Origin of the sequence: Paenibacillus sp. FSL R7-277, from assembly GCF_000517965.1 — a bacterium.
Taxonomy (GTDB): domain Bacteria; phylum Bacillota; class Bacilli; order Paenibacillales; family Paenibacillaceae; genus Paenibacillus_AQ; species Paenibacillus_AQ silagei.
This window is the reverse complement of sequence record NZ_ASPX01000122.1, coordinates 69,045-95,886: the sequence shown is the minus strand read 5'-3', so window position 1 is coordinate 95,886 and position 26,842 is coordinate 69,045. Positions and strand designations below refer to the sequence as shown.

Here is a 26,842-nt window from a genome sequence, read left to right as displayed (position 1 = left end):
TCATCATTTGCTGTTACAGCAATTCAAGTCCTATAGCTTGTAGAGCTCGGTATACTTCGCTTCCAGATAATCCGCCAGATAATCGGGATTCAGCGGTTCGCCTGTGACTTGCTCGATAATTTGCGAAGGGGTCAGGCTCTGGCCGTAGCGGTATACCTTTTCAGTAAGCCATTCTTTGATCGGCAGCAGGTTACCAGTGGCAATCAGCTCCTCGAATTCCGGCAGTTCCTTACGCAGGGTGTTCAGCATTTGGGCCGCATACATGTTACCCAGGGAATAGGAAGCGAAATAGCCGAAGTCTCCACCGGACCAATGAACGTCCTGCAGTACGCCAAGCGCATCCGTAGGCGGTGTAATCCCTAAGTATTCCTGATACTTCGCGTTCCAGGTCTCAGGCAGATCCTTGACTTCAAGCCCTTCGTTGAAAATCAGCTTCTCAATCTCATAGCGTACAATAATATGCAGGTTATACGTCAGCTCATCAGCTTCGATCCGGATGAAGGAATTGCCTACACTGTTGATTGCCCGGTAAAAGTCTTCCATCTCCACGTTCGCAAGCTGCTCCGGGAAATGCTGCTGCAGATCGCCGTAATAACGCTGCCAGAAGGCCCGGCTGCGGCCGATCATATTCTCCCACAGTCTGGACTGGGATTCATGGATTCCCATGGAGGCCCCCTGTGCCAGAGGTGTACCGATCAGCTCTTCACCGAAATTCTGCTCGTACAGGGCATGTCCGCCCTCATGCAGCGAGCTGAAGATGGAGCTGGTCACATTGTCCAGCAGATAGTTCGTGGTTATGCGGACATCGCCGGGGTTCAGCCCTGTAGCGAACGGATGTACACTTTCATCCAGACGTCCTGCCTCGAAATCATAGCCCATCTGTTCGAGTAAGAAGAGGCCGAATTTCTCCTGCTGCTCCTTAGGGAAGATCTGGCTCAGGAATTCGGTGTCCGGCTTGTTCGGCGAAGCATTGATCGCTTCGGCCAGCGGCACAAGACGGCTGCGCAGACGGGTGAAGATCGCATCCACCTTCTCAACGGTCAAATCCGGCTCGTACATATCCAGCAAAGTGTCATAACGCGAGCCTTGCACACCCCAATAATCAATGAACTCTTGTTTGAAGGCCACAATCTTGGTCAGATAAGGCTCGAAGGAGGCGAAATCATTATCATCCTTAGCCTCTTCCCAGATCGTCTGCGCATGGGCGGTGAGCACCGAATATTCCTCGAAGGTCTTGGAGGGAATGCTTTTGCTGCGCTGGTACTCCTTGCGGGTATCCTTCACAATCTTATTCTGATTGCTGTCCAGCTGCTCCGCTACTTCCGGGCGGCTGAAATATGCTGTGAACGCTCCGACCTCCTCCGATACCTGGAGTCTGAATGCTTCTGCACTCAGCATACCCAGCGTGGCGGAACGGATCTCTACACCTTTGCGGGGCGCGCCTGTACGCAGATCCCAGCCCAGAAGTCCAATTGCTTCATAATAGCCTTTGATTTTAGATAATAGCTCACTGAATTTATCCCATTCTTCCTGGATCTGCTTTTCCATGTTTTGAGCACCTGCCTTGTTTTTTTATCTACTCCTATTGATGATACTTTTTTAAATAGTTATAATCAAATTCGGGCTGTATCTCTTCAAATTTGAAGTAGTTAACAGCTCACAGGCGCGGAGACAGACTCCGCTTAGATTTTGCAATATTTGATTGCAGGAAGCCCTTTATGTTCGCGGCAAGACGCAGTACAATGAATTACAGTTTAATCTTAAGGAGGCACATGGCTTATGAGTCAGGTTACAGACATTTTAGAGTTCAACAAGCATTTTGTAGAGGAAAAAGCATATGAGAGCTATCTGACCAGCCGCTTCCCGGATAAAAAAATGCTGATCATCACCTGTATGGACACACGGCTTGTTGAGCTTCTGCCCAAAGCAATGAATTTCAAGAACGGTGATGTCAAAATCATCAAAAATGCCGGAGCCATCATCTCCCAGCCGTTCGGGAGCGTCATGCGCAGCGTAATGGTTGCGCTATACGAACTGGACGCGGACGAAGTGATTGTCGTCGGCCATTATGAATGCGGCATGGCTTCCCTGAATGCTGACCATATGATTAACTCCATCAAGGAACGCGGCGTGTCCGAGGAAGTACTCAGTACCCTGGAGAATTCAGGGATTAAGCTGACCAAATGGCTGCGCGGGTTTGACAACGTCGAGGAAGGGGTAATTCAGACTGTGGAGCTGATTAAGCGCCATCCCTTACTCCCCCCAAACGTACCTATTCACGGCATGATCATCGATCCGGCTACCGGAGCGCTTGAGCTTGTCTCGGACGGATACGCGGACTAAGGCAACTCTCTAATACTGCTGTTTGCGCGGGTCCCGGACCCGCGCTTTTTTTGTGTCCGGGTATCCGGGCCAATGCCGGGTGAAAGTTATCGTATGAAACATATAAATTCTTATATTTTAAAAATTGAAACCTTAGCCTCCGCCTTGCGTATTACCGGGCAACAGCCAGGTAAACTGGGTGTTACCAATACTTCTAGGAGGTTCTCGTACTCAATGAAACCAATGAAACGTGTAATGATGATCGTCATGGCCTTCACACTGTTCTTCGCAGTCACTGTTCCTGACTTCGCAGATGCCCGCCGCGGCGGGGGCTTTAAATCAGGAAGCCGGGGATTCACAACGACCCCGAAGAAATCGACTACCGATAATGTGAAAAAAAGCGATAGCACTAAAAGCAACACCAACGGAACTGCAGCGAATGCGAACCGCGGCTTCTTCAGCGGCGGCAGCCTGATGAAAGGCCTGATGATCGGTGGGATCGCCGGGTTCCTCTTCGGCGGAATGTTCGCCGGTATGGGCGCTTTTGGAAATATCATCGGATTCCTGATTAACATGCTGGCCATCTACTTCGTGATTACGCTGATTATGTCCTTCTTCAAGCGCAGACAGGAACGACGCCGGCTGGAAGAAAGGGACGGACGCTACTAATGGGTGTTACCGTTCTCAGCATGGACGAGATTATCAATGCGATCTGCCTGCATATGGCGGAACGCAAGGCTGTACGGGTGGAGGAAGTCCAGGTGGAACTTAGCTGGGACGAGGACACCGGCTACACAGCAGAGGTCTGGATACAGGGAAGAAGCCAGTATCTGGTGGAGTCCAACATGATTGAATCCATCCTTCGCTACGTACACAGCGAATACGGCATCCGTGCCTACCGTGAAGATGTACGGCTGGAGCTGGATGAAGAGATTACAGCGGTTGTGAACACGTAAGCATTGCAAGACTTGATTGAATAAAGGGCTGACCCCGGGTAGCGGGGTCAGCCCTTTTATTGTGACTGCCTTTTATGATCATTGCCTGATAATCACAAGATAGCTTATTCTTCTGCTGTCAGGAATCCGGCCAGTACATCGTCCCTGCCCGCCCGCGCAGTGCCGCTTCCGTGCAGCTCAGCCCAAGGCGCACGCTGCTTCCGCAGAATCGCCGCAGTTCCTTCAGAAGTGTACTCCGCATACCTGACCGTCTGCTCATTAGCAGGCTCGCCCCAATGAGCCCAGCCTTGGGGGTGGATATGCTGGCCCATCCGGCAATCCACAAAGGCAGTCTTGGCATGCTCCCGCCATGGGCGGCCCAGGAATACCGGCGCTGTTCCCGGCTCAGCACTCAGATAACATTGATTGAACACGTAGCCGTAGGCCTGCCCTTCAGGAGTGGAGGCAGCCGTGATGTAGCCTGCATGGCCTCCGCTATTCCGCAGGCTGTGCAGCGTACAATGCTCGAAGTAGGCCGTTGCTCCGCCAAAGATATAATCTACCGTTCCCTCAATGTAACAGTGCTGGTACAACTGGCGGTACTGCGCATGATGCTCCCGCAGCGGAACGCCGCCGAACAACAGGCGCTCTCTGGGGGCTGGCGGCAGCGGACCGGTGAACAGCGTGTCCTGATGACCCTTGAATGTACAATTTCGGAATACCGCCTCATCACAATGGGCGTACACCGCCACTGCCTGCCCCACCTCGCTGCCTTGTCCGGCTGTATTGGAGACGGTCAGATTCTCCAGCACCAGCTTCCTGCCGCCCAGGAACAGGGTGGGAGTGGCAAAGGTCCCGATCTCTTCCCCCTGCTCATCCTGCTCCCGGGCATAGCGGTTCATCGTGATCTCCACTTGTCCGATGCCGATGATACGGAGACAGGAGCGGTAGACCCGCACCTCCTCCTTGTACACTCCCGGCATAATGTAGAGCGTTGCCTCTGTGTCCGGGTCCAGCCGTTCCAGGGCATCGACTGCCGCCTGAATGGTAGAGTAATCGCAAAAGCCCTCCTTGCCCACCAGCATCCCTTTTCCCATCCCCTCTCAGACTCTGGCCTTCACTTAAAGCTTGCCTGCTTGCTTACTTCTGTGTCAATTTGTATGCAGCTTCATATTCTTCCGTGATCTTGGTTCCGCCCGAATCCTTCCAGGTCTGTACGGCTTTCTTGAAGGCCGCCTCATCCGATTGGCCCATGATATATTTGAAGGTAGCATCTGTGATGATCTTTTGCAATTCCGTTCCCTGCTCATTATTGGTAGCCGAATCCAGCGGAACGGTGGGGTCAAGCACAGCGAACTTGTCATTCTCGCGGATCAGCTCATTGGCCAGCTGCTTCTCAGGGTTCGCGTCCTTAAGTGTATAGGCAATCTCACTAGGTCTGCTGGAGGAGAAAGGCTGCACATCCGCCTGCCACAGCTCGGTGTTCAGAATCTTGAAGGCGCCGTTCTCATCATATTCATAATGGGTGCCTTCAATCCCGCCGGTCATCAGCATGAACGCCTTCTCATCGATCAGGTCATTGACGAACTTCAGCAGCCGCTTGAGCTCTGCTTCGGTCTTCACCTCGGATTTCGGAAAAGCCATCAACCCGCCGATCCCGCTGCCCTCGGACCAGATATGATACTGCCCGTCTCCATTAGAAATCTTGTTCACCGGCACCAGCTCCATGCCAGGCTGAAGATCCTGTGCCAGGGTTCTCAGACTGGAGATGTCGACCATACCGGTATAGATCCCGGTTTTACCCTGCGCGAATTGCTGCTGCTGGTCTGTTTTGGCTGTAACTGCGAAATCCTGCGCCAGGTATCCGTTCTCGTAGAGCTTTCTGGAGAAATTCATCGTGTCGATATACTCTTGAGTATCGAATTCAGGGATAAACTTGCCGCTATCCTCCACCTTCCAGCCATTGGGCGTGCCAAAATAGGAGCTTAGTGTTTTGAAGCTGCTGTATTTCAGCTCTGATCTGTCCCCGAAGCCTGTCGTGTCCTTCACACCGTTGCCATCCGGGTCATCCTCTGTGAAGGCTCTGGCCACTTCATACACCTCATCCAGCGTCTTCGGAACCGGCAGACCCAGCTTATCCAGCCAGTCCTTGCGGAAGATCAGCCCGGAACGCGCCAGATTCTTCTGGAAGGGAACGCCGTAGAGGACGCCTTCAATCGAAGCCGCTTCCTTCAGCTCAGGAGCAATCTTCGCCAGATTACTGAACTCTGAGAGATAAGGGCCCACATCCCAGAACAGCCCTGATTTCAGTGAGCTTCTAACCGATGAATTCGTCATCATGGTCAGGGTGACAATGTCTGCAAGCTCCCCCGAGGCCAGCGCCGTAGTGATCCGCTCTTCCTTGGAAGCATCAGGTACCCAGTTGAAGGTGATTTTACTGTTGGTATATTCCTCAAGCAGCGATTTGATCGTATCGGTCGGCGGCGAAGCTGTGTGCAGAATATTCAGCCAGCTTACTTCCAGCTTCGAGTTCAGATCCTCTGGTGCGGCATTCTTCTTCTCTTCCTTGTCTCCGCCGCATGCCGAGAGCATAGTGGTAGCCATTGTAGCGATTGCAATTAGAGTGACCCATCTTTTGTTCATAACACTTCTCCTTTGGTAGATGAAATAGGTAGCCTTAGCCTTAATACACGCCGTCTTCGCCCATCTTCTTGGCCAGCTTATTGGAGAGCATCACAAGAATTAACCCGACAACGCCCTTGAACAAGCCTATCGTGGTGCTGAAGCTTAATTGCCCGTTCTTGAGGCCCGCCGTATAGATATAGGTATCGAAAATCTCGGCGACACTGCGGTTCAGCGAATTCAGCAGCAGATACATATGTTCGAAGCCGAGATCCAGCGTGCTGCCGATTTTGAGAATCAGCAGGGTAATAATCACGGGACGGATCGCCGGCAGTGTAACATGCCAGGTCTTGCGCAGACGGCTGGCCCCGTCCATCTCGGAGGCTTCATAGAGCTGCGGGTCCACTACAGTAATAGCTGCCAGATAGATAATGGTCGACCACCCCAGCTCCTTCCAGATAATCTGCAGGATATAGATCGTCCGCAGCCACTCCGAAGAGGTGAGGAAGCTGATTTTGTTGCCGCCGAGACTTGCGATCAGCTCATTGATGACCCCACCATCCACCGTCAGGAACACATACGTAATAGAGACAATAATAACCCAGGACATGAAGTGCGGGATGTAGATAATTGTCTGAATCCAGTTCTTGAGATAGCGTCCCTTCAACTCGTTCAGCATCAAGGCTACAATAATCGGCAGCGGGAAGAAGATCACAATGTTCATGGCAAACAGAATCAGGGTGTTGCGCAGCAGCTGCATGAACGTAGGCTCCGTAAATAGACGGATGAAATGCTTCAGGCCGACCCACTCACTCCCGGTAATTCCCTGGAACGGCTGATAATTCTGGAATGCAATGATCAGCCCGCCCATGGGCAGATATTTGAAGATGATGAAATACAGCAGCCCGGGCAGGATCATCAGATACAGCAGCTTGTATTTGTTCAGAGCCGTAAGTGCGCGTGCGCCTTTCCCCTTTTCGATAGTCAGATTTGGTGTTGCGGTGATGCTTGTTGCTTTCACATGTCAGCCTCCTTTGCTCGTTCCTGTTACGGTCTCAGCGTAAGAAATTTCTTACATTACGTATATAATCATTATGTGATAGCGTTTACAGAACCCGCGTGGCTGCGGGGTTAAGGACGATCAGATCTCCTCTGAGGATTACCTGCCTAGGCTAATGATTATCTCCGGAGACGGGGCTGCACAAGGCAAGTCTGCGAACACCTCATGCCCGGATTATATACGTAATTTCTGCTCCTTGTTACAGTGAAGAGGTACTGAAAACCGAGGAGGATCACAGAATGAACCATAGCTCACGTAGAAAAGAATCGGTCGGCGGAAGGATCTTCACCTTCGTTAATACAGCCGTACTCGTTCTGATTGCGCTTGTCTGCTTATTGCCCTTCATCAATATCATTGCCAGCTCCTTCGCTACCACCCAGGAGGTCATGGCCAAGCGGTTCATCTTATTCCCGACTACCTTCTCCCTGGATGCGTACCGCTACATTCTCTCAACGCCTACCATCTTCCGGGGACTCGGGGTATCCGTGGGTGTCACTGTTGCAGGAACCGTAGTCAGTATGCTGCTTACCGCGCTGATGGCCTACGGCTTGTCCAGGAGATACCTGCCTGCCCGCAATACCATTAACTTCATCGTCGTCTTCTCCATGCTGTTCAGCGGCGGAATGATCCCCACCTTCCTGGTCGTCAAAAGTGTCGGCCTGATCAACTCGTACGGGTCCCTCATCTTCCCGGTTGCCGTCAATGCCTTCAACATGATTATCATGCGCAACTTCTTCCAGGCGCTGCCTGACAGTCTGGAGGAGTCGGCCAAGATCGACGGAAGCAATGACTTCGGAATCTTCATGCGGATCATGCTGCCGCTGGCCCTGCCTTCCATCGCCACCATCTCCCTGTTCTATGCGGTTGCTTACTGGAATACGTACATGAACGCGATCCTCTATATGAATGATTCGGCAAAATGGCCGATCCAGGTGCTGCTGCGCCAGATCGTCATTGTCTCCAGCGGGATGCAGGCCGAGGGAACCTCGGTCGATATTGTGCCGCCGGCCCAGACGATCAAAATGGCGGTCATTGTCATCGCCACGGTGCCGATGCTGGCCGCTTATCCTTTTGTCCAGAAGCATTTCACCAAGGGCGCCCTGCTCGGAGCAGTCAAAGGCTGACGGCCCGCCGTTCAGCATCCATCCGAAACTACCGGAACTTTAGAACATATACAGAAACGGTACCGCCTTGAAGCAAGGACGGTACCGTTTGTGCATGAACCCCTGATCCAAGCTCTCTCCTGAACCAAGCCCCTATTCCTGCTAAAATATCTGCTGCTCCCCCTGCTTCAGCTTCCGGTAAGCGCCAGGCGTAACCTGCTCCTTCTTGCGGAAGGAGCGGATGAAATTCTGCGGATTATGATACTGCAGCCGCTCGGCAATCTCCCTGATCGTCATATCCGTCTCCGTCAGCCACCGTTTGGCCATCTCCAGGCGGTAGTTCATGAGGTATTCGCTGAAAGCGGTGCCGTACTCTTTTTTGAAGATGCTGCTTAGATAATTCGGATTGTAATGAAGCCGCTCGCCGATCCCCTCCAGCGTAAGCTCACGGTCATATTCCGCATGCACAATGTCGGTGATCTTATCCGAGAGACAGCGGAACTGCTGGCTGGTCTTGTCCTTCATGCTGTACATCATGGGGTAAATAACCTCCTGCACCAGCATCCGCTCCATCTCTTCGGGATTGCGGATATCCAGCAGGCGGTGATACAGCTTATTGTTATCCTGAGTCAACAGGACACTAACTCCCAGATGCTGCTCCAGCTGGATCAGATTATTCACGAGCCGCACCAGCATGACCTCGAATTTCAGGGTGCTCTTATTCTTGCCCATCAGCTCCGCCAGGAACGGATAGAGCGCAGCCGTAACCTGCTCCTTGTCCCCCAGCCGGATGGCATTGAACAATTGCGTTTCCAGCTCTGCCGGATAATGCAGCGACACCGGACCGGAGACGACCATGGAGATATCCTCATAGAAGATAATCGATTCCTTGCCCAGATTCAGCCGCTGATGCAGGGCCTGCTTGCTCATCTCCCCCGCTTCCTTGCTCTCCAGCAGATTGCTGTAAAAGTTGCTGATGCCGATGCTGATCGACACCTTCAGATAATCGCGTACCGCCTTCAGCAGAGCTGCCGCATAATCCGTCACTTCCTTATTCATCCCGGCATCACTGGTCCCGGCGAAGGTCAGGATCGTAGCCTGGGTATCATCGTTCAGGATAATAGGCTGTAATCGCTGCTGTGCTGGGATAAGTTCCTCCACCATCTTATTGACGGCAAGCAGCAGGACATCCTTGTCCGAGGCCTCCCGGCCGCCCAGACTGTCCAGCTGAATCAGCATCGCAGCATAACGGTGCTTCTCTGACAGGTTATACCCGAACCGGAGCAGACTCTGCTCCAGCTCCTCCGCCGAGACGCGGCTGCGGAACAGATTAAGGATCAGCTGCGTCTCCAGCCGGGGCATTTCCGATTCGATCAGACTCTCAAGCGAAGCCTTCTCCGAGATAATTGTGTCAATTGAATGCCGGATATATTCCAGCTCATTCCTGGAGTTCACCTGCGGAATAACGGGCAGACTGCGCTTAAGCTGCTCAATCGGCTTAGTGAAATATTGGGAGATCATATACGCCACCACCCAGATCAGGAGAATCAACAGCAGCCCCATCGCGGAGATCCCGAACTTGGTCATCTCCAGAGAGCGGGTAATCTCCGCCTGATCCAGCACGGTCAGATAGATCCAGTTATTATACGAGGACTTGGCATAGATAAGCTTCACACTGTCGCGGCCGGACATCTCCTGCTGGACCGCCCCCTTGTCCTCCATGGAATTGATTGTACCGGCAAGCTGGCCGAACTGCTCCGGGGCTAACAGCACATTACCAGGATCAGATTCATACATCAGTTCACCATGCTTGTTCAAAATGTAGACAGCTGCATCTTCCCCGCTGCTTATCGTGGCATTAAGGGTATGTAATGAAATGTCGGATAAGGCAATCGCCTGCTTCTTAGTGGAGAACACCGGCAGTGTATTCACGAACCGGATTCCCTTGTCCGTCTTCATCCAGAAGAGGCTCTGCTCCTGATTCTCGATATACTGCTCCCGGAGCTGCCGGACCTCCTCGCTGCTGAGATTGCTGAGCTTCTCATTCAGGATCTGCCAGTTCTGCACCAGACTGATCAGCGAATATTCCGTCCCTTCAGCCGCCATGGAGGCGATATAATTCAGCTGTGAGTTCACATTCCGGTAGGCGATGAAGTCTTGCTCGGTAATGGGATGGGTCACGACCTCCTGAAAAGAGCTGGTGGTGCTATAGGTATTGAACGCGTATTCTATCGTTTGGATTTTGTGCTCCAGATTGTTCTTGATCTGCTCGATATAGCTCTGCTTGCTGCTGGAGAACCGCCCGACCACTGAATCGATGGTACTGATGTAGATATAGCTTCCGAAGCCGACCACCAGTCCCACGCCAAGGATTAATATAGGAATAAAGATGCCGTAGAACATTCTTCCTTTGCTCATTGTGTTTCCCCTTTGATTTGATAGACTCTATTAAATTATAGCGCTTTCATGAATGCGGTTCCATGATTATTTTCACGTGTGCAATTGGCAAAAGGTCTCGTTGAAGCCGTTCAGCCCTCTCCTTGAGCGCAGTAGATCATACAAAACAACCCCACAACGTGGGGCTGTAGCTCGATGATGACCCAGGCTATGAGCCTTGCTTAGAGTAACGCAATCGTCAGCAGCTCGAACAAGACCAGCGGCATAATCACATTGCTGTTCACCGTACCGGGATACGGGTAGCCCGGGCCCGGATATCCCGGACCTGGATAAGGCTTGTAGTACGGATTGTAATATCCGCGGCCCATATCTGTGGCTATGGTTACAGCCAGATACATATGCTTACTGTCCATACCGGCAATCGTACCCTCATGCATCTGACCGTCAAGGGTCTGCACCTGCACTTTATGATTCAGATACGGCTTACAGGACTGGTGAAGCGAATCGCGGACCCCGTTCAGATGCTGGACCACCGCAGGGTCTGCCTGATAGATCACCGGCGATTGCGTGCCGGAAGAAGTTGTCGACATAAGTGCATGACCTCCGTGTAATTGGATTTGCTTCATACTATGCACCTGCCCAGTCCGGTGTGCCTAGCCTGCTCCCCCCGTTCATTCGATCCACATACGCAAAGCAAACAGCCGTTCACCGGAAAGTCCGGTATACGGCTGTTATCAATACTTTAAAGTGCTGTGCGTTCAGAACGCTCAAAAAGCCACTCCGATTCCGCCCTGCCCGGCATAGGTTCCCATCACGGGTCCCATTGTTGACAGCAGAACCTCCTTGAAGGGATGCTTTTCCAGAATACGCCGCTTGATCTCCAGCGCCAGCGTCTCACAATTGCTATGCACAATTGCGATTACCGCCTGCTCATAATCATGCTGCTTCTGATCCAGCTTGGCCAGCAGATGAGTCAGCGCCTTGGGCAGTCCGCGCGTCTTCTCGACCACTTCAACAATACCCTCGTCGCTAATCTTCAGCAGCAGCTTGATGTTCAGCACGGAAGCCACAGCGCCGGAGATCCGGCTCAGCCGTCCGCCCTTGATCACATTCTCGAGGGTGTCCAGCGTGAAGTACGCAGTCGTCTCTTCGACCTTCTTCAACACTCTGTCCTTCAACTCAGCCAGACTTGCTGCAGTGAGTGACCATTTGGCCGCCATGGCGACAATCAGGGTCAAGCCGCCGGAGAACAGCTTGGAATCTATAATTTCAATCGCATTCGGATGTCCTTCTTCCTCGTACATCTCCTTGGCGATCATTGCGGTCTGATAAGTACTGCTAATATTAGAGGACATGCAGATGACCAGAATGTCAGTGCCTGCTTCCACTTGCTTGAAGCTGTCCAGGAAGGTCTGCGGACTCGGGCTTGCAGTCGTCGGCAGCTCCTTCGATTCATGCATTTTGTCATAGAAATCCTTGGCATTCATATCATCGGGCATCAGCTCATGGCCGAAATGGACCGGCAAATGAACAATGGAGATGTCATACTGCTTCGTATATTCAGGGGGTAGATCCGAACCGCTATCCGTAATTATCTTGATGGGCATCAGAATGCTCTCCTTTCAATTCTATACCATTATAGTTACCCTTTCCGGAGATCAATAGTACAATTTATAACTTGTCAAAATCGGACTTTTATGCTTGGTCCTACTTATGTTATGGTTGAAGCATAAGCATACAGAAATGGAGTGTACCAGGATGAGCAAGAATAGAGTATGGAACCGGGGCAAGCATAACGGTGCCGGCCTGTCCAAGAAAGCACCGGCTGCCGCAGAATCCGAGGTTGCTGCCGAGACCGCAGCGCCACAGGACCACAGTGCCGAGGTAATTAACGAGCGGATTGATACCGTCAAGCCGATGAACCGCAGCAACTGGGTCACCCGCCCACCCGCGTGAAGCCGCAGAACCCGGAACGTAAGAATTAAGCAGCTTAACGACTGACATGCTTCGCATTCTATGGAAGCACAATTCCCCCAGCTAGCGGGCTTCCCGCAACCTTTGTTATCATGCAGACACAAACGGCTACGCCGTCCTTAAGAGGATGGCGTAGCCGTTTCTGCTTGCAATAGCCGGCTGGAGAACGGTGAGCTTGTTGGGACTGGTAATATCCAAGCTGGTATCCCGCTACAAGGATTCAGACAGACTATCCGGCAAATACCGGTTCTCCCGTATTAGCGCCCGGATTACCTTCAGCGTGTTCCGCTGAATCGGGACACCCGTTGTCCGGTGCAGCTGAAGCCAGCGCAGGGCAGCCAGTGCCTCGAACAGCTCCAGCTCTGCCGGGCTATACCTGCTGTTGGCGGCAAAGGCCGACCGGTATAGACTGGCATTCCGCTCCGACAAATATACTCTAAAGAGCAGAATAGACCACGCAATATCATACCTCGGATCGCCCAGCTGGACATTGGTCCAGTCTATGATGGTAAATACCCCTGCGGCCTCCAGAATATTGCCCAGATGATAATCACCATGAATCAACTGGTGTGCGGTAAGCTTACCCCGCTCCGCCAGCTCCTGCGCCAGCGTTCGGATCTCCGGCTGCTCTGCCCAGGCAGGGAAGAAGTAATCTGCGAAATCATAAGCCGGTACCTTCAAGCCGCTGACTGAATCAATATGCAGCTTATGTACATCAAGCAGATTGGCTGCTATGGCTGTAAGACTGTCGGCATTTACCTTCTTGACAGGCATACCATCGAAGCTGGTTAACAGCACCTGATGACCCATAGCGTCTAGACCCCAGGCATACGGCCGTGAGACCGCGCAGCCCTGCCGGACCAGCTGCTCCAGCACTTGATACTGGATCGAGATGTCCGGCCGGGACTCGCGGTTCCAGATTTTCAGCACAAGCTTCGTATCCGGCAGTGTAATGCCGCACACCTCAGCTTCCAGTCCCCCCTTCATCGGGGTAACTGCCGCCTCTTCCAGCCTTGCCAGCAGTCCTCCACCATCTGCACCCTGCTCTTGCCAGCGGATATCGCTCAGAACATTATTCATAGTTATAATTCCCCTCTCCAAGGAACGATCTGCTGCTCATTAAGCTGCTCCGAATCCCTCAGACCATATTCTAGGCATTTTCCCTATTCCAATGAATAACATATTTCAACTATACCAATCAACAGAGAATTGAGGGATGCGAAATGGAACATTGGATTAGAGTAGAACCGAATGTGAAGGTGTATGTGAATGATCTTAACCCGCTTGGCACCAAAACGATACTCTTCATTCACGGCTGGCCAGCAAATCACCAGATGTTCGAATACCAGTACAATCAGTTGGTGCCCATGGGCTACCGCTGCATTGGAATGGATATGAGAGGCTTCGGACGGTCTGACAAACCGCTTGGCGGTTACGACTACAACCGTCTCGCAGATGATATCCGCTGTGTGATCGGAGCCTTGGGACTGCACAATATTACACTCGGCGGGCACTCTACCGGCGGAGCTGTAGCGATCCGGTATATGGCCCGGCACAAGGGATATGGTGTCTCCAAGCTGGCCTTATTCGCTTCGGCAGCCCCCAGTCTGATTCAGCGGCCGGGCTTCCCTTATGGCACGACCAGAGCAGCTATAGAGCAGATTATCCAGTCCACCTACAAGGACCGGCCCAAGATGCTACATGATTTCGGCGATATTTTCTTCTATCAGCCGGTATCACAGCCATTCTCGGACTGGTTCTTCCTGTTAGGGCTGGAGGCGGCAAACTGGTCCACCATCGCAGTCTCCAACGCCTGGCTGGCCGAAGAGTTGTTCGATGATCTCCCCCGGATCCAGGTGCCTACGCTGATTCTGCACGGGGTTCATGATCAGGTGTGCTTCTTCCCGCTGGCCGAAGCGCAGCATCAAGGGATTAAGAATTCGGTCCTTATTCCCTTTGAGAACAGCGGCCACGGATTATTCTATGACGAGCGGGACCGGTTCAACCGGGAGCTGGCGGGGTTCGCCGGGTAGATTTTCCGCACAGCCAGAACAGGACTGCCCGAGAAGAAATAGCTTCATGGGGCAGTCCTGTGTTGATTCGCAGGCGTAGGTGCGTGTGCGAATGAGAAGCTCTACAGCTCCAGCGTCTCACCATATGCAAGTGCCGAGCCTCTGATCCCCGCCTCCTCCAGCGCCTGAACGAAGGCCCCGGCATCCTGCTTGATCGGCGGGAAGGTATTATAGTGAACCGGAAGCACCTGCCGGGCACCCAGCCACTTCGCCGCGATAAGCGCATGCTCCGGCCCCATGGTGAAATGTCCGCCAATCGGCAGAATCGCGAGATCGATGTCATACAGCTCACCGAACATTTTCAAGTCACCGAACAGCCCCGTATCCCCTGCATGCAGTAGCGTGTGGCCGTCTGCCTCAATAATGAAGCCCGCCGGTGTGCCGCCATAGATACTCTGTCCGTCTTCGAGGGTGATGCTTGAGGTATGGAAGGCATGGATCATCGTCGCCTTGGCAAAGCCCAGGTCCACCGTCCCCCCGATGTTCATGCCAATCGTCTGTGCCCCTGTGGATTCAAGGTAACCGGCCAGCTCCACGATGGCTACAATCGGCGCGTTATTGCGCCCCGCAATCGGTGCGGCATCCAGCATATGATCCATGTGGGCATGCGTCAGCAGCACCGCATCGGTCTTAATCTCCTCTACAGTCGTCACCGCCGCCGGATTACCGCTAATGAACGGGTCGATGATCAGCGATTTGCCATTCACCTCAATTTGAACACAGGAATGGCCGTGGTAGGTAATTTTCATAGATATCCTCTCCTCTTCTTGATTAATTTCAATAGGTACTAAGGAATGAATCGTGCAAAAACCCAAGGTTTACGATACAATGACAGCAAGTTGCTCTAAATCCAAATCCAGCAGTGCGATTGACGAATATAACATAAATTATTACGTTCGTTGTTTTTTATGATATATCTATTCCTGCCAGCTGTCAAGAGAGGTGTGAAGAAGTTGCTGTCCGTTGAGAAAACAATGCTGTTTCTGTTATCTAAGGTGAAGCAGATGGGCGCCCAGCAGTTTGTCGAGATCTATGAGCAAAGGGGGTACACCTCCACCTATATCCGCAATGCCCTATCCCGCTTGAAAAAAGAGGGCTATATCGCTTCCCCGGCACGCTCCTGGTATAACGTCACTGCCGAGGGCCTCGCCTACATTAAGGCGATTAACAGCAAGCCTGCCCGTTATCAGGAGCAGTGGGATCATACCTGGGATGTGGTGATGCTGGAGGTTCCCGAATCCGAACGCAAGAAGCGCGATCTGTTCCGCACAGCACTCGGGCAGCTGGGTTATGGGCTTTTATATAACAGTGTGTACATCTCACCATGGAACTATCAGGACGAAGTCGCAGCCCAGATCCAGAAGCTGGAGCTCGAAGGCAAGGTGTCGATCCTCCAAGGCCAATTTCAGGAAGGTACCATTACACCGCTCAAAGCGCGGGCCATCTGGCAGCTGGACGACATTGAAGCCTTATACCAGAAGAAATCAGTCTGGCTGAAGGAAGAATTCGCTCCGCGATTGGCGGATACCCTTCAGGCGGGGCAGCCGTTACAGCTCTTCCTGCTATATTTGCAAATGGGAGAGGAGTTAAGCGGATTGTTTATGGCTGACCCCTATCTCCCGGATGAGCTGCTGCCGGACCATTGGCCGGGCAAACGGGTTCTCTCAGACATGAGTGAATACATGGTTAGAGCCGCTCAGGCGATACCTGCGGATTCTTCCTATGCGCCCTTCGTCCAATAAGGTATGGCAAAGAGCAGCCCGGACTCCGGGCTGCTCTTCGTATATGAACTACTCCTCACGGCTGCCGGAAGCCAGCAGCTCCCGGACCGCTTCCTTATTCGTAAGCGGGGCCCGGCAGGCGAAGTTACGGCAGACATAAGCGGTCGCTTCGCCCTGGACGGCCGGTTTATCAGCCAGATGCGGCAGCAGGCGGAGCATCTCTCCTCCGTCCCCTTCCCAGTTCACGATGAGCGCCGCATCCGGCAGGTAGGTCTGCTGAACCTGAGCGAGCATGGCATGCAGCGCGGGATCTTCTTTTTTGCCGGAGAGGACCCATTCTCTGCCGCCAGAGACCATCCCCAGATGGGCCTGCAAATACATCGCATACCCCGGCGGATACTCCGAAGCAGCGGAAGCAAGCACCGCAGCGGTGCGCTCCGCAATCTCTTTTAACTCCATATCCTGGGTAATAACCGACAGCTTCCACAAAAGCTTCGCCGCCACCGAATTCCCGGACGGAATCGCCCCGTCATACAATTCCTTCGAGCGGACCGGCAGCTTCTCCCCGTCATGCCCGGTGAAGAAGAACCCGCCTCCTTCGGTATCTAGGAACAGCTCCAGCATCCCATCCTTAAGCGTCAGCGCCCGTTCCAGATAGACCGCTTGACCTGTAGCTTCATATAATTCGCTGAGACCCCAGATCAGGAAGGCATAATCGTCCAGATATGCGGGAATCGCTGACTCCCCGTCACGGTAACGGGCCAGCAGCCGTCCATCTTCACGCCGCAGCTTGTCCCAGATGAAGTCCGCTGCACGTTCGGCGGCCTTGGCATATTCCGGCTTCTGGAGGGCTTTGGCCCCCAGGGCCAGCGCAGCAATCATCAGCCCGTTCCACGAGGTCAGCACCTTGTCATCCTTAAGCGGATGCATGCGCTGCTCCCGGTACTCGAACAGCTTCGTACGCCATTCCTCCATCCGGGTCCGCAGACCAAGCGGATTCATACCCATACGCTCCGCAATCTCTTCCGGCAGACCGTGAAGGAGATTCGGAATATTTTCCCCTTCGAAGTTGCCCTCCGGCGTAATCCCGTACACATTGCAGTAGGAATGCATATCCTCCAGCCCAAGCGCTTCCTCAATCTCCTCACGGGAGAAGACATAGAACTTTCCTTCCACCCCTTCGGAATCGGCATCCTCCGCAGAGTAGAAAGCGCCTTCCGGCGAAGTCATATCGCGCAGCACATACGTGAAGATCTGCTCGGCAATCTCCGCATACAGCGGCTTTCCCGTAAGCTGGAAGGCTTCCAGATAGACATTCGCGAGGAGAGCGTTATCGTAGAGCATTTTCTCAAAATGCGGCACCAGCCACTCCCGGTCTGTTGAATAACGAGCGAAGCCGAAGCCCACATGGTCATACATGCCGCCCCGGTACATCGACTCCAGCGTATGCTCCACCATCCGCAGCGCTTCCAGCTGATCATGCAGCTGGCTGTACGCCAGCAGGAAAGACAAATTATGCGGTGAAGGGAACTTCGGCGCATTGCCGAACCCGCCGTACTCCTCATCGAACTGCCGCCGGTACAGCTCATACGCCTCATGCAGCAGCTCCGCGCCGGGAATACCGCCCGCAGCTTCCGGGTTATACGCATTCTTGCGGTCAAGCGTATGCAGCTCCGCCAGCAGGTCGTCGCCCAGCTTATCCAGTGCTTCGCCGTCCTGCTCCCACTTCGTATGGATCTGCTCCAGCACATCCATCAGCCCGATCCGCCCAAACATCTGACGCTTCGGGAAATACGTCCCCGCATAGAACGGCTTCTTCTCCGGCGTCAGCAGCACCGTCAACGGCCATCCCCCGCTCCCCGTCAGCGCCTGACACACCGACATATACAGCGCATCGATATCCGGCCGCTCCTCGCGGTCTACTTTGATCGCTACGTAGTGATTGTTGAGGAGCTGGGCGACTTCGTTATCTTCAAATGATTCTTTTTCCATTATATGGCACCAATGACATGTGCTGTATCCAACTGAAAGGAAGACCGGCTTGTTTTCGGACTTCGCCTTTGCAAAAGCCTCCTCGCCCCATGGATACCAATCCACAGGGTTGTGGGCGTGTTGGAGCAGGTAGGGCGATTTTTCGTTCGCTAATCTATTGGATGATTTGTGAGTTGTCACGGGGCGTCCCCTCATTTCGGATGATTTGGGTAAAGTGTTGTCTAGGGATAGTTTACCCAATTTGGTGGAGGAGGGCTCAGAAAAAAAGTAAGCCCCATAAATTATCTGATATTAAAATTGAGGGGGATACGATCATTTTCAAACCAAAAATAGAGTCCGCAGTAAAACAATAATAACTTTTTTCTAAAAAAATTTTAAATAGTTATATTATAGTCGCTGTTAGATGGCTTAATAAGTAATTGATTAGATATATTTTGTATATATTTCCTAAGGTGAATGATATAAAATGGGAGGTAAGGTATAAAATAAGAACATCATTAGAAAACTCTTTTTAAGGCAGGAGGCGATAACTATAAGTGCCACCCGACAATATAGCAACATGAGAGATAAAATAGAACTTTATATTATCTCGTTATGGCTTCTTTTTGTTTTGATTATCATTGCAACTATTAATATACCTATTAGCTTCAATAAAAATGCACAGTTTATTGGTTTCAAGAAATTATTTGAAATGAATTTCGTTCCACTATTATCATTACTATTCCTTCTTTTAGGACTAGCTTTTATAAGTCGATTTAAATATAAGCTTTCTGGAAGCCTGAAAACCTTTAGAGTTAATGAAGTTCAGAATGGAAGCTTTGAACATCTTACTTTCTTAACAACTTATATTGTCCCACTCATTAGTTTTAATCTAGATGAGTCAAGGAATATATTGATATTGCTAATACTACTATTAGCTATAGGAGCAATTAGTATAAAAACACAAATATTTTATGCAAATCCAACCCTAGCACTTTTAGGTTTTCATATTTATATTATTTCAGGAACCTTTCGAACTGGAGTAAGACAAGGAATTATTGTCATATCTAGAGACAAACTTAATTCTGGCAGTACAGTTAAATATCGTAGGCTTGATGAAAAAATATATTTTGCGAGGTTAATGCCATGATAAAAGCTGATCTTATTACATTGTTGCGCGAAACGTTAACTAATGAAGAATTAATTATTGCTGAACTTTATTTTGTTCTTAAACAGGCTCAAAATATGACACTTCGCCTTATAGACATTGATGAAGAAACTCAAGGAGATCTTACTAAACAATTTATTGAAAAAATTAAAGCTGATTTAATAGAAGATGAAACTTTAGATTTAGTTAGTATTTCAAACTCAGATGAAAGAGAAAGAGTAATCTACGAGTATGATCTTGATGAAGTACCAGAAGAAATAAAGTTAATTAATGCAATTATTGAGGATGAAGACATACTTGCATTTGATTTTAAAAAAGATGAACTAAATCAAATAAGAGGTATTGTCGTTTTAATCTCAAACAATAATCACAATCTTTTGTTGTACAAAAAACACTATCCAGTAAGCTTGATAAAAAAAGATAATACATTTACTTTTAAGCGTATCGGAAATCATAAACGCTTTGTGAACGTGGAAGAAGATCTCATCAGAATTAACACCAATTTCGAGTTTTTTATGATAGATGGTAGTTTAATAATTAAAGATCTCAAAACACTCGAGAAATTCTTTGGTTTTCATGAAATAATTAAAAAGAAGGCTCAAGAATGTATTGTTGCAATTGAACAATCAGGTTTACTTGAAGATTCTAATGTATTACAAGAGCTAATTGATGATATTTCTTATTCACGCAAACTAACAAAAGTTTTAAGTTCTTCACCTGTACTCAATAAAATTCCGACTCCATCAATTATTGCTTTTACTGATATCTATCCTGCACTCAAAGGACAATTTCAATATAATACCGATAAAAGCAAAATAATGTTATCTACTAAAAAAGCAAAACTTTTATTTGCAAAATTATTAAACGATGATTTTTTGCAGTCTGAATTAACCAAAATGTTTTATGACAGCTTGGCAAAAGATACTATTTTAGAAACTGCTTCAAGTTAATCGAATTAATAAGAATCTATATAATCATATAGGTTCTTATTTTATGATAAAGCAAGTGGATTAATTGATGATTTTGTTTTTTTAAGCTTAATTGATATTCTTGTAGCCTTCTTATGAGATGTTAATATGACTTCTTTTGAGAGGTAAATCCTCATTCTCCTATCCATATTTTGTTTGTAGCCTGAGTAAGCCGCGAAAATAACTAGCGGCAATGTCCGCCCGCTTTCCGAAGTAAAACTTAATTGTCTTACGTACTGTCTTAAAACAAAAATGGAGAGTCATCCTTTCACTTCAGTTTTCTGAAGCTCCTCAAATGAAAATAGACTTTCTTGAAAAATATGCAAAGTAGACCCCTCCTATTGTGTTTCTTGATGTCGTTACCAAAAAAATCTATAAGTTAACTAAGTTCTTCTTGTACTCGACAAAAAACATGTCTTTCAAGGCACAACACCAGCATAAAAATGAGCAGCATACAATCGTCCATTCATCTGTTTAGCATGTTTTCACAGAAAAACCTTTGTGTATCATGGACATAGATTAATGAAAAACGCTCACTTACAAATTAGTTATTTTCCTCCAGAATTCCGGAAAAACTGGAGTGCGAAAATGCCGAAAAGACATAACTCCCACAATCGAAAAGTATTCCTTCTGAAATGAGAATTCCTCAGTTTTCTCCAGTGCTCGTCCTTTATCTTCGAAAACCAAAGCACGGTAATTTTCAAATGTGTCAGGCAATTTAATCGTTGACAACATAATACCTGAATCATAAAGTGCGTTTTTTCGATACATGAACCTTTCCGTAATTTCATCCGGGAACCATATTTGAAGATCTACGTTTTTAAAAACATGATTGACCACAGTTAGTGCTTGTTCATACTGCTCAGGCCACTCAAGTATTAGTGTCCATTCTATTAATATTGGTAAAAGAGTTGAAGAGTTCAATTCTGTTCTCTCAAATCCCAGCTCTACTTCAATTAATTCATCGTAAGAATCACTTAGGAGCGGAAATCTATTGCGCAATTGATAGCCCCTACTAATATACATAAATAAATCTTGTAGCCAATTTTTCATTATATTAAATCGATTCGTTCGATATAACAAAATAAGAGCTAATGTTATGTCATTAATATGTGAATCATAAACTGGATAGCGACTAATACTATTATTCTGAATAAGGCATTGTAAATAGTAAGCTGCCTTTTGAGCCGACTGATGAAGGAATGAATTGGGATTATCCTGTTCAATAGCGTCATCTGCATAAATATAGTCAAGTCCAATGGAAGCGACAATGCCAATTTGTTCAAATACAAGTAATGGATATTCAATTCTCTCCGACCCGTAACCGCTTAGCCCATCACAAACAAGACAATGGGGGGAAATTTTGTTGAGGTATTCTTTCCCTATTTGACATCGAGTGTTATTAATAGAATGGAAAATCGCCCATATATTCGCGTTAATATTTAAGTCTTCTTGGTGTAACCATTCCCATACCCGAAGAATCATTCGCTCAGCAGCTAAAAATGCATTCTTAAGATTCCCTACCTCTGCGGACCAGTGGTATACAAGATTCAGACATAAATGAAGACAACGTAGTACTTTTAGAGGTTTATTCTTCGCATTGAGTGCATCATTAAATAAAATCTCTTCAATTAAATCGTAATAATCAGACAAGTCATATTCTACTAAATCTAAAAATGCTAACGTCTTTCGTATCTGCTTCTGGATCGAATCTGGCATAATATATTCATTCAGCATATAACGAACAATCAGCGAAGAGAGAACATCGCCTCCCCAAAAATCAAACTCTATTTTACTCTCAACTCTATGATCATTAATATAATTGATCCAGTTTATGGAAACATCCTGTTTCATATCTCCATTTGTGCATACAATAATTTTTTTAGGGAGATCACGCTGACGATCGTCCAGCATAGTACGCATATAAACATCAAGAATTTCATTTAAAGAGGGTCTAACAGCCTGTGGTCCATTATCCCAGTTATACCGATCAATATCTTTCTGTTTTATAACGAATAGAAATAGTTTTTCTTTCTGATCATCAGGGTCAATCCCAATAGCAGACTGGTCAACCCCATATTGTCTAACTCCACGCTGAGGCTTAAAAATTGGTTGTATATCCATTGAGATTAATAGATCAGGAATAAGGGCATCCAATTCCTCAGATTCTCTAAGCATAGATAGATATTCTCGGATAATAAGTCTCATTCTAAATCCTCCTGTTGACAAGTTCTCCAACCAAATCTCTTCATTGCTTGGCCTGTCGGATCCAAATTTTCTCCTCTAGGGAACTCCATGGATACAGACATTTCCGAAAACTCCATTTTATCGGTATATTCCCCCTCTATTTTAGAGAATGATGCTTTCCCGCCTTTTAATAGCACACGATGGATAAGATTGGAGAAAAGTGATGTTTCATTAGCACTCTCTGCAATTTGGCGACTCATTAATCTTGAATGCATTTTCTCAAATTTACTTGCCCTTCCTTCAGGTGGATAAAACTCTTTTATTCTAGGTAGTTCTTCTAGTCTTCGTCGGTATGAATTTAAGTCCGTTAGAATGCTATTTGCAATCCTTCGCTCTAATGCTGTCCCATTCTCAACTTTATCATTAAGAAATTCGCTTGCAACCCCAGGATAGTTATACGCAATGTACTCCCTAAATGCTATGTGCACCAATTTATTGACCGCTTCATCCTCCGGTGTTCTCCGTAAAATCGAAAATGCTAGATGGCATAAGTTTTTATTGTCAAATACAAACCCCATAATTTTCATAAGAACAAACTTAATCTCCTTATAAGACCATTCACTTATGATTTCAGAATTGAGATGAAAAATACCACCATTATGATGGAGGTTTTTCATCATTTCTTGGATGTGCAAGTGAAATCGTACGTCATCCTGTATAAAGTATGATGTTAAAAGTTCTTCAAACCATGATTTATGTTTTTGTAATAACGTGTAAAACATCATATCAAAGAGTTCTGTTATAGATTCCTTCTCACTTGGAGCTTCATGCTCTAATATCCAGCTTTCCAAAAACTTCTTAATGCAATCGAAATTAGTTGAGACAATTCGATTCAATGTATAGTCCAAATTATCTATTGTCCCCTTCTGCTCGACAGACACTTTACTCAACTGAATTAAAGTCTCTTGGAACCATATTTCATCTTGATAATTTCCTCCTTGAAGGTACAATATATTAGCTATTTGTTCTTGAATCTCTGGAAAAGACTCCTTTGATAGCATTCGTACAGCAAGTTGTGCACGTTTTGATTTAGAAATAAGACGCCCATAAGATTGAATTAAAGCTAGGCGTAACTGTATACGAAACTCTTGTTGAAGTAACTTATCAAACTTATCAAGGGTATAATTTAATAAATTTTCAGTAGTCTTCTCATAAGGAAGTAAACCACAAATACTAATGCCGGCTTTGATTAACGATTCTTCAGGCGAATCCATTAATTCAACTGCTCTATTATAAACGTTAACTATACCTTCCTTATGAACAAGAGCAGTAGCGACTGATTTTAAAAGCCAAACAGCTTTGAATTTCGGATTCCTTGTCCACATCTCCCACAATTCTTGACCTACTTTAGAATTTTTTTTTACAAGTACATCCACAACCTCTGTTAAAACATCTATTGAAGAAATATTCGCATTGTGCATCTCTTCAAAGAAAACCACTATAGACTTAGTATCTAATTGGAGATAGGGTAAAAGACTTGAAACTATTTTTAGTAGAGTCCAATGGACTCTCTGATTCCCCACTTTCACACTTGAAATAAGTGACTTAAGTATGTCCTTTTCATACATCCGATTTAATATAATGAGTAACATAACTTCTGTATAACGCAACATTTCAGATGGTTCGAATTCCCAATTTAGATATTCAATTTGAGCCCAGAACTCATCTTCTTTCTCCCATAATGTTTCAAAACGAATTGTAATTAGTGACCTTGCTAAAAAAAACAAAAGATATTGCGGATATACAAAGGATATTCCGTCAGGAGTCCTAATTAAAATATTTTCTTTAATAGCCACACTGGTTTCTTCACAATCCAAGTCTTGTGGCAAAGTTATAATTGAAGAATTGGACTTACTAACATACTGAGCAATTTCGCCAAGTATTCTTGCCGCTTCTTCATTATCAATGGTGAATTTCACAATAGTTTCTAGCATTAAATCGTCAATTTCAAGCATACTCTCTGAACACTCCCCATCTGTAGCTATTTAAACTTCTACAAGAATATCGAACTCCCTTATAAATTAGGGGTTACTTAAGCTTACAACTTAAAAATTTGAAGTGTGATATCATTATACTATAAATGGGAATTTTCAAAGAACCTAATTTCTATCATCAATTAAAAGGTTACTTGGGTTGATGTTTACATCTGCGAATTCAATAGGGCATCTTAAATGAGTAGCAAATTTTTTCTCTCCATATCTTATACAGTCAATATCCATGAGAACCACATCATACAATTTTTCTTAAACAATTCTGCATTTCCTTCTGGGTCGAGCTCTTTTCCATTAAGCAGTTCTCTTCAAAACCCAAGCCTTAGCAAAATAAAAAGAAGCCAGTGCATAAACGGCTTTACGCATTGGCCTCTTTTACCACAACCTATTCCGAATAAATTCCCGCTCCGCTTTCTTCAATTGCTTTAACGAATTTTCAAAAAAATAAGGAAACCTACCTCTAAGCTCAATCAGCTTATCAACCTCTCCCAAGGCGATAGCTTCCTTAATAGCAGGTATCCACTTCTCATGAACAATGCCCCAACTTTCTGCTTGAAGAAGCTCGTCAATCAGCATAGGCAACTTAGAATTAGACTTCTCATAACTCTCTCCTAGCCGACTTTATTTGTTCGAAGATCAACTTCTCCTTAGTCTGTATAGGTTCTGTCTTATGTTCTAATACTTCTATGAGCATCGCAGCTCCCGTTCTGAAACCAAGTGTATAGGCAGAAGCGGATGAGATAGAGATCAGTAGACTGTTCAGATCCATGACTTCTTCGAGGACGGTGAAATCTTCTGGAGACAGCTTTTCTTGCAGGATGTGTATACGCTCCGAGATTAGCTTAGAGTTCTGTGCATACTCGGGATCATTGAAACAGATTTGTTCGTTTGGGCAGATTTTTCCGTAATATAGATTTTCTAAAAGACTCACTTACACCCCTCCCGAATCATATTCTCTTTGATTATCTTAGCGAATTTTCCGCTAAAAATCAATAGCGAATAATTCGCTAAGATATGCTTGCGTTGGAGGTGTTCAAATATGTATCAACGTATCCGGGATTTACGCGAAGATAAGGATTTAACGCAAACTCAAATGGCGGAGTATTTGCAATGCAGCCAGCGAATCTATAGTAATTATGAACGCGGTGATGTTGATATCCCCACTGCGATTCTAATCAAGCTGGCAGACTTCCATATGACCAGTACTGACTATTTACTTAACCGGACGAACCAAAAGAAACCTTACTCCAAAAGTTAGACTAATATTCGTGGGCGCCATAAACTAAGTTTATGGCGCTTTCTAAAAATTTGGGAGGGGTAAATTATGAAGAAACTTCTTTTCATTATATCCATTTGTATTCTTTTAATAGGATGTTCAAATAGCAAAGTTACAAGCAGCAACAATAACATGTCTAATAGCGATCCAGTGACTTGGCTCACAATTGATGGTAAGAAATACTTTTATACCACTACTTAAGACAGTATGGATGAGACCACTCTAGTGAATACTGGAGAAGTAACTGACAAGGAAGATGGAATTCAACTTGGTCTTAAAATCTACAAAAGCAATGTCTTCGAAGACCGTTACTTCATAAAAAGCCAAGATTATGAAAACGCATGGAGAGAGTATAAATTACGCGATTAACATTGTTCATATCAACACATGTTTTACACTTCCAGCCCTAACCGCAAAGCCAATCCTGCGGAGAATTCTTTTTGTGACTCCAGTTGCAATTCATTATACACTCTGGTCATACGTGCCTGTGCTTGTTCCATATCACCTGTTAAGCGATAGAGTGCAGTTAAGTGATGCGGGTTCTCATATGTTCCAGCTTTCTCCCTTAGCTCCATTACCCGAATGACATCTTTAACCTTTTCAAACTGCTGCAGGTGAGGAAGTATATACTCTGAAATGTCTTTCGTTATTCTTCGTTTAAGTTCCTCAACGCTCGAATCAGGGGTCAACTTATACCAATTATCATTGTTCGTTAGTTCAGTACCGCGTATCTGTAGAACTGAACTTGTGACTGTTGGAAAAGATGGTTTTGGGTATAAATAAACTATTCCAAATAATTCCTCTACGTAAATACCTGTATTGAAACAGAATTCAACCTCATCTTGCGTGTTCCACTTGGATGACTGAATGTTAACCACCGCAGAGAAGGCAGGATTTAGGTAAGCGTAGTTATTTCCTTGTTTCTTATACCCTTCTCCTTTAAACAAAGGCACAATGGTTTCTTTGACAACATCCTTAAGTATTTCCTGCGTTCCCACTCCCCTACCCTCCAAAA

Annotated in this window: 25 protein-coding genes; 10 read left to right on the top strand and 15 right to left on the bottom strand. The window is 47.2% G+C overall.

What is annotated here, in order from left to right; translation table 11 throughout:
- Window positions 1-30: 30 nt before the first annotated feature.
- Window positions 31-1,548 (bottom strand): carboxypeptidase M32, encoded by a 1,518-nt coding sequence (locus C173_RS32475; RefSeq protein WP_036733550.1) that lies wholly within the window; start codon window positions 1,546-1,548, stop codon window positions 31-33.
- A 231-nt stretch (window positions 1,549-1,779) separates the two neighbouring features.
- Here C173_RS32475 and C173_RS32470 point away from each other — a divergent pair, with 231 nt between their 5' ends.
- The 3 genes from C173_RS32470 to C173_RS32460 all read left to right on the top strand — a co-directional run bounded on the left by C173_RS32470 (window position 1,780) and on the right by C173_RS32460 (window position 3,278).
- On the top strand, window positions 1,780-2,343 hold the full coding sequence (locus C173_RS32470; protein WP_036733547.1) for a beta-class carbonic anhydrase: 564 nt from the start codon (window positions 1,780-1,782) through the stop codon (window positions 2,341-2,343).
- A 213-nt stretch (window positions 2,344-2,556) separates the two neighbouring features.
- Window positions 2,557-2,991: a hypothetical protein gene (locus C173_RS32465; RefSeq protein WP_200869617.1), complete on the top strand. Its 435-nt coding sequence runs from the start codon at window positions 2,557-2,559 to the stop codon at window positions 2,989-2,991.
- Window positions 2,991-3,278, top strand: coding sequence for a YxcD family protein (locus C173_RS32460; RefSeq protein WP_036701193.1), 288 nt, complete (start codon window positions 2,991-2,993; stop codon window positions 3,276-3,278). Before C173_RS32465 ends, C173_RS32460 begins: the two co-directional genes overlap by 1 nt.
- A 104-nt stretch (window positions 3,279-3,382) precedes the next feature.
- On the opposite strand, the gene C173_RS32455 is transcribed toward C173_RS32460, so the two are convergent.
- Genes C173_RS32455 through C173_RS32445 form a run of 3 tightly spaced genes read right to left on the bottom strand, consistent with a single transcriptional unit; the run spans window position 3,383 to window position 6,798 of the window.
- Window positions 3,383-4,342, bottom strand: a complete 960-nt coding sequence (locus C173_RS32455) for a pectinesterase family protein (RefSeq protein ID WP_036733543.1) — start codon at window positions 4,340-4,342, stop codon at window positions 3,383-3,385.
- A gap of 55 nt (window positions 4,343-4,397) precedes the next feature.
- Complete coding sequence (locus C173_RS32450) at window positions 4,398-5,900, bottom strand: extracellular solute-binding protein (RefSeq protein ID WP_036733540.1); 1,503 nt, start codon at window positions 5,898-5,900, stop codon at window positions 4,398-4,400.
- Window positions 5,901-5,940: 40 nt separating this feature from the next.
- Window positions 5,941-6,798, bottom strand: a complete 858-nt coding sequence (locus tag C173_RS32445; protein ID WP_081751444.1) for an ABC transporter permease — start codon at window positions 6,796-6,798, stop codon at window positions 5,941-5,943.
- Window positions 6,799-7,178: 380 nt separating this feature from the next.
- Between C173_RS32445 and C173_RS32440 the strand changes: the two genes are divergently transcribed.
- Window positions 7,179-8,063 (top strand): carbohydrate ABC transporter permease, encoded by an 885-nt coding sequence (locus C173_RS32440; protein ID WP_036733534.1) that lies wholly within the window; start codon window positions 7,179-7,181, stop codon window positions 8,061-8,063.
- Between the two features lie 141 nt (window positions 8,064-8,204).
- Here C173_RS32440 and C173_RS32435 read toward each other — a convergent pair whose 3' ends face one another.
- From C173_RS32435 to C173_RS32425, 3 genes are all read right to left on the bottom strand, one after another.
- A complete protein-coding gene (locus tag C173_RS32435; RefSeq protein ID WP_036733531.1) occupies window positions 8,205-10,460 on the bottom strand; it encodes an AraC family transcriptional regulator in 2,256 nt (751 codons plus the stop codon).
- Window positions 10,461-10,660: 200 nt separating this feature from the next.
- Window positions 10,661-11,029, bottom strand: coding sequence for a hypothetical protein (locus C173_RS32430; protein ID WP_036733528.1), 369 nt, complete (start codon window positions 11,027-11,029; stop codon window positions 10,661-10,663).
- Window positions 11,030-11,206: 177 nt separating this feature from the next.
- Window positions 11,207-12,046 carry a DegV family protein gene (locus C173_RS32425; protein ID WP_036733524.1) on the bottom strand — a complete coding sequence of 280 codons (840 nt, stop codon included), beginning with the start codon at window positions 12,044-12,046 and terminating at the stop codon, window positions 11,207-11,209.
- 151 nt (window positions 12,047-12,197) lie between these two features.
- Here C173_RS32425 and C173_RS32420 point away from each other — a divergent pair, with 151 nt between their 5' ends.
- On the top strand, window positions 12,198-12,395 hold the full coding sequence (locus C173_RS32420; protein ID WP_036733521.1) for a hypothetical protein: 198 nt from the start codon (window positions 12,198-12,200) through the stop codon (window positions 12,393-12,395).
- Window positions 12,396-12,623: 228 nt separating this feature from the next.
- On the opposite strand, the gene C173_RS32415 is transcribed toward C173_RS32420, so the two are convergent.
- The gene (locus C173_RS32415; RefSeq protein WP_036733518.1) at window positions 12,624-13,493 is read right to left on the bottom strand and encodes a phosphotransferase family protein; all 870 of its coding nucleotides are present in this window, start codon (window positions 13,491-13,493) and stop codon (window positions 12,624-12,626) included.
- A gap of 143 nt (window positions 13,494-13,636) precedes the next feature.
- Here C173_RS32415 and C173_RS32410 point away from each other — a divergent pair, with 143 nt between their 5' ends.
- Window positions 13,637-14,446: an alpha/beta fold hydrolase gene (locus tag C173_RS32410; RefSeq protein WP_036733515.1), complete on the top strand. Its 810-nt coding sequence runs from the start codon at window positions 13,637-13,639 to the stop codon at window positions 14,444-14,446.
- Window positions 14,447-14,547: 101 nt separating this feature from the next.
- Here the strand turns inward: C173_RS32410 and C173_RS32405 are convergent, their stop codons facing one another.
- Window positions 14,548-15,234: a metal-dependent hydrolase gene (locus C173_RS32405; RefSeq protein ID WP_036733512.1), complete on the bottom strand. Its 687-nt coding sequence runs from the start codon at window positions 15,232-15,234 to the stop codon at window positions 14,548-14,550.
- 225 nt (window positions 15,235-15,459) lie between these two features.
- Between C173_RS32405 and C173_RS32400 the strand changes: the two genes are divergently transcribed.
- The gene (locus tag C173_RS32400) at window positions 15,460-16,227 is read left to right on the top strand and encodes a PaaX family transcriptional regulator C-terminal domain-containing protein (RefSeq protein WP_235192109.1); all 768 of its coding nucleotides are present in this window, start codon (window positions 15,460-15,462) and stop codon (window positions 16,225-16,227) included.
- A gap of 48 nt (window positions 16,228-16,275) precedes the next feature.
- Here the strand turns inward: C173_RS32400 and C173_RS32395 are convergent, their stop codons facing one another.
- A complete protein-coding gene (locus C173_RS32395; RefSeq protein WP_036733507.1) occupies window positions 16,276-18,393 on the bottom strand; it encodes a thioredoxin domain-containing protein in 2,118 nt (705 codons plus the stop codon).
- A 364-nt stretch (window positions 18,394-18,757) separates the two neighbouring features.
- On the opposite strand from C173_RS32395, the gene kwaA reads away from it, so the two are divergent.
- Together kwaA and kwaB are read left to right on the top strand one after the other, a co-directional pair.
- A complete protein-coding gene (kwaA, locus tag C173_RS32390) occupies window positions 18,758-19,327 on the top strand; it encodes an anti-phage protein KwaA (protein ID WP_036733505.1) in 570 nt (189 codons plus the stop codon).
- Window positions 19,324-20,295: an anti-phage protein KwaB gene (gene kwaB / locus C173_RS32385; RefSeq protein ID WP_036733503.1), complete on the top strand. Its 972-nt coding sequence runs from the start codon at window positions 19,324-19,326 to the stop codon at window positions 20,293-20,295. Before kwaA ends, kwaB begins: the two co-directional genes overlap by 4 nt.
- Before the next feature lie 555 nt (window positions 20,296-20,850).
- Here kwaB and C173_RS32380 read toward each other — a convergent pair.
- The 4 genes from C173_RS32380 to C173_RS32365 form a co-directional block, all read right to left on the bottom strand.
- Window positions 20,851-22,521 carry a hypothetical protein gene (locus C173_RS32380; protein WP_036733501.1) on the bottom strand — a complete coding sequence of 557 codons (1,671 nt, stop codon included), beginning with the start codon at window positions 22,519-22,521 and terminating at the stop codon, window positions 20,851-20,853.
- Window positions 22,518-24,515: a hypothetical protein gene (locus C173_RS32375; RefSeq protein WP_036733498.1), complete on the bottom strand. Its 1,998-nt coding sequence runs from the start codon at window positions 24,513-24,515 to the stop codon at window positions 22,518-22,520. The genes C173_RS32380 and C173_RS32375 overlap by 4 nt, the downstream gene beginning before the upstream one ends.
- Window positions 24,516-24,926: 411 nt before the next feature.
- The gene (locus tag C173_RS32370) at window positions 24,927-25,127 is read right to left on the bottom strand and encodes a hypothetical protein (RefSeq protein WP_036733495.1); all 201 of its coding nucleotides are present in this window, start codon (window positions 25,125-25,127) and stop codon (window positions 24,927-24,929) included.
- Between the two features lie 22 nt (window positions 25,128-25,149).
- Window positions 25,150-25,482, bottom strand: a complete 333-nt coding sequence (locus C173_RS32365; RefSeq protein ID WP_063830975.1) for a DUF6809 family protein — start codon at window positions 25,480-25,482, stop codon at window positions 25,150-25,152.
- 108 nt (window positions 25,483-25,590) lie between these two features.
- Between C173_RS32365 and C173_RS32360 the strand changes: the two genes are divergently transcribed.
- Window positions 25,591-25,809 (top strand): helix-turn-helix domain-containing protein, encoded by a 219-nt coding sequence (locus C173_RS32360; RefSeq protein WP_036733492.1) that lies wholly within the window; start codon window positions 25,591-25,593, stop codon window positions 25,807-25,809.
- 410 nt (window positions 25,810-26,219) lie between these two features.
- Here the strand turns inward: C173_RS32360 and C173_RS32355 are convergent, their stop codons facing one another.
- Complete coding sequence (locus tag C173_RS32355; protein WP_036733489.1) at window positions 26,220-26,825, bottom strand: DUF4304 domain-containing protein; 606 nt, start codon at window positions 26,823-26,825, stop codon at window positions 26,220-26,222.
- Window positions 26,826-26,842: the final 17 nt, after the last annotated feature.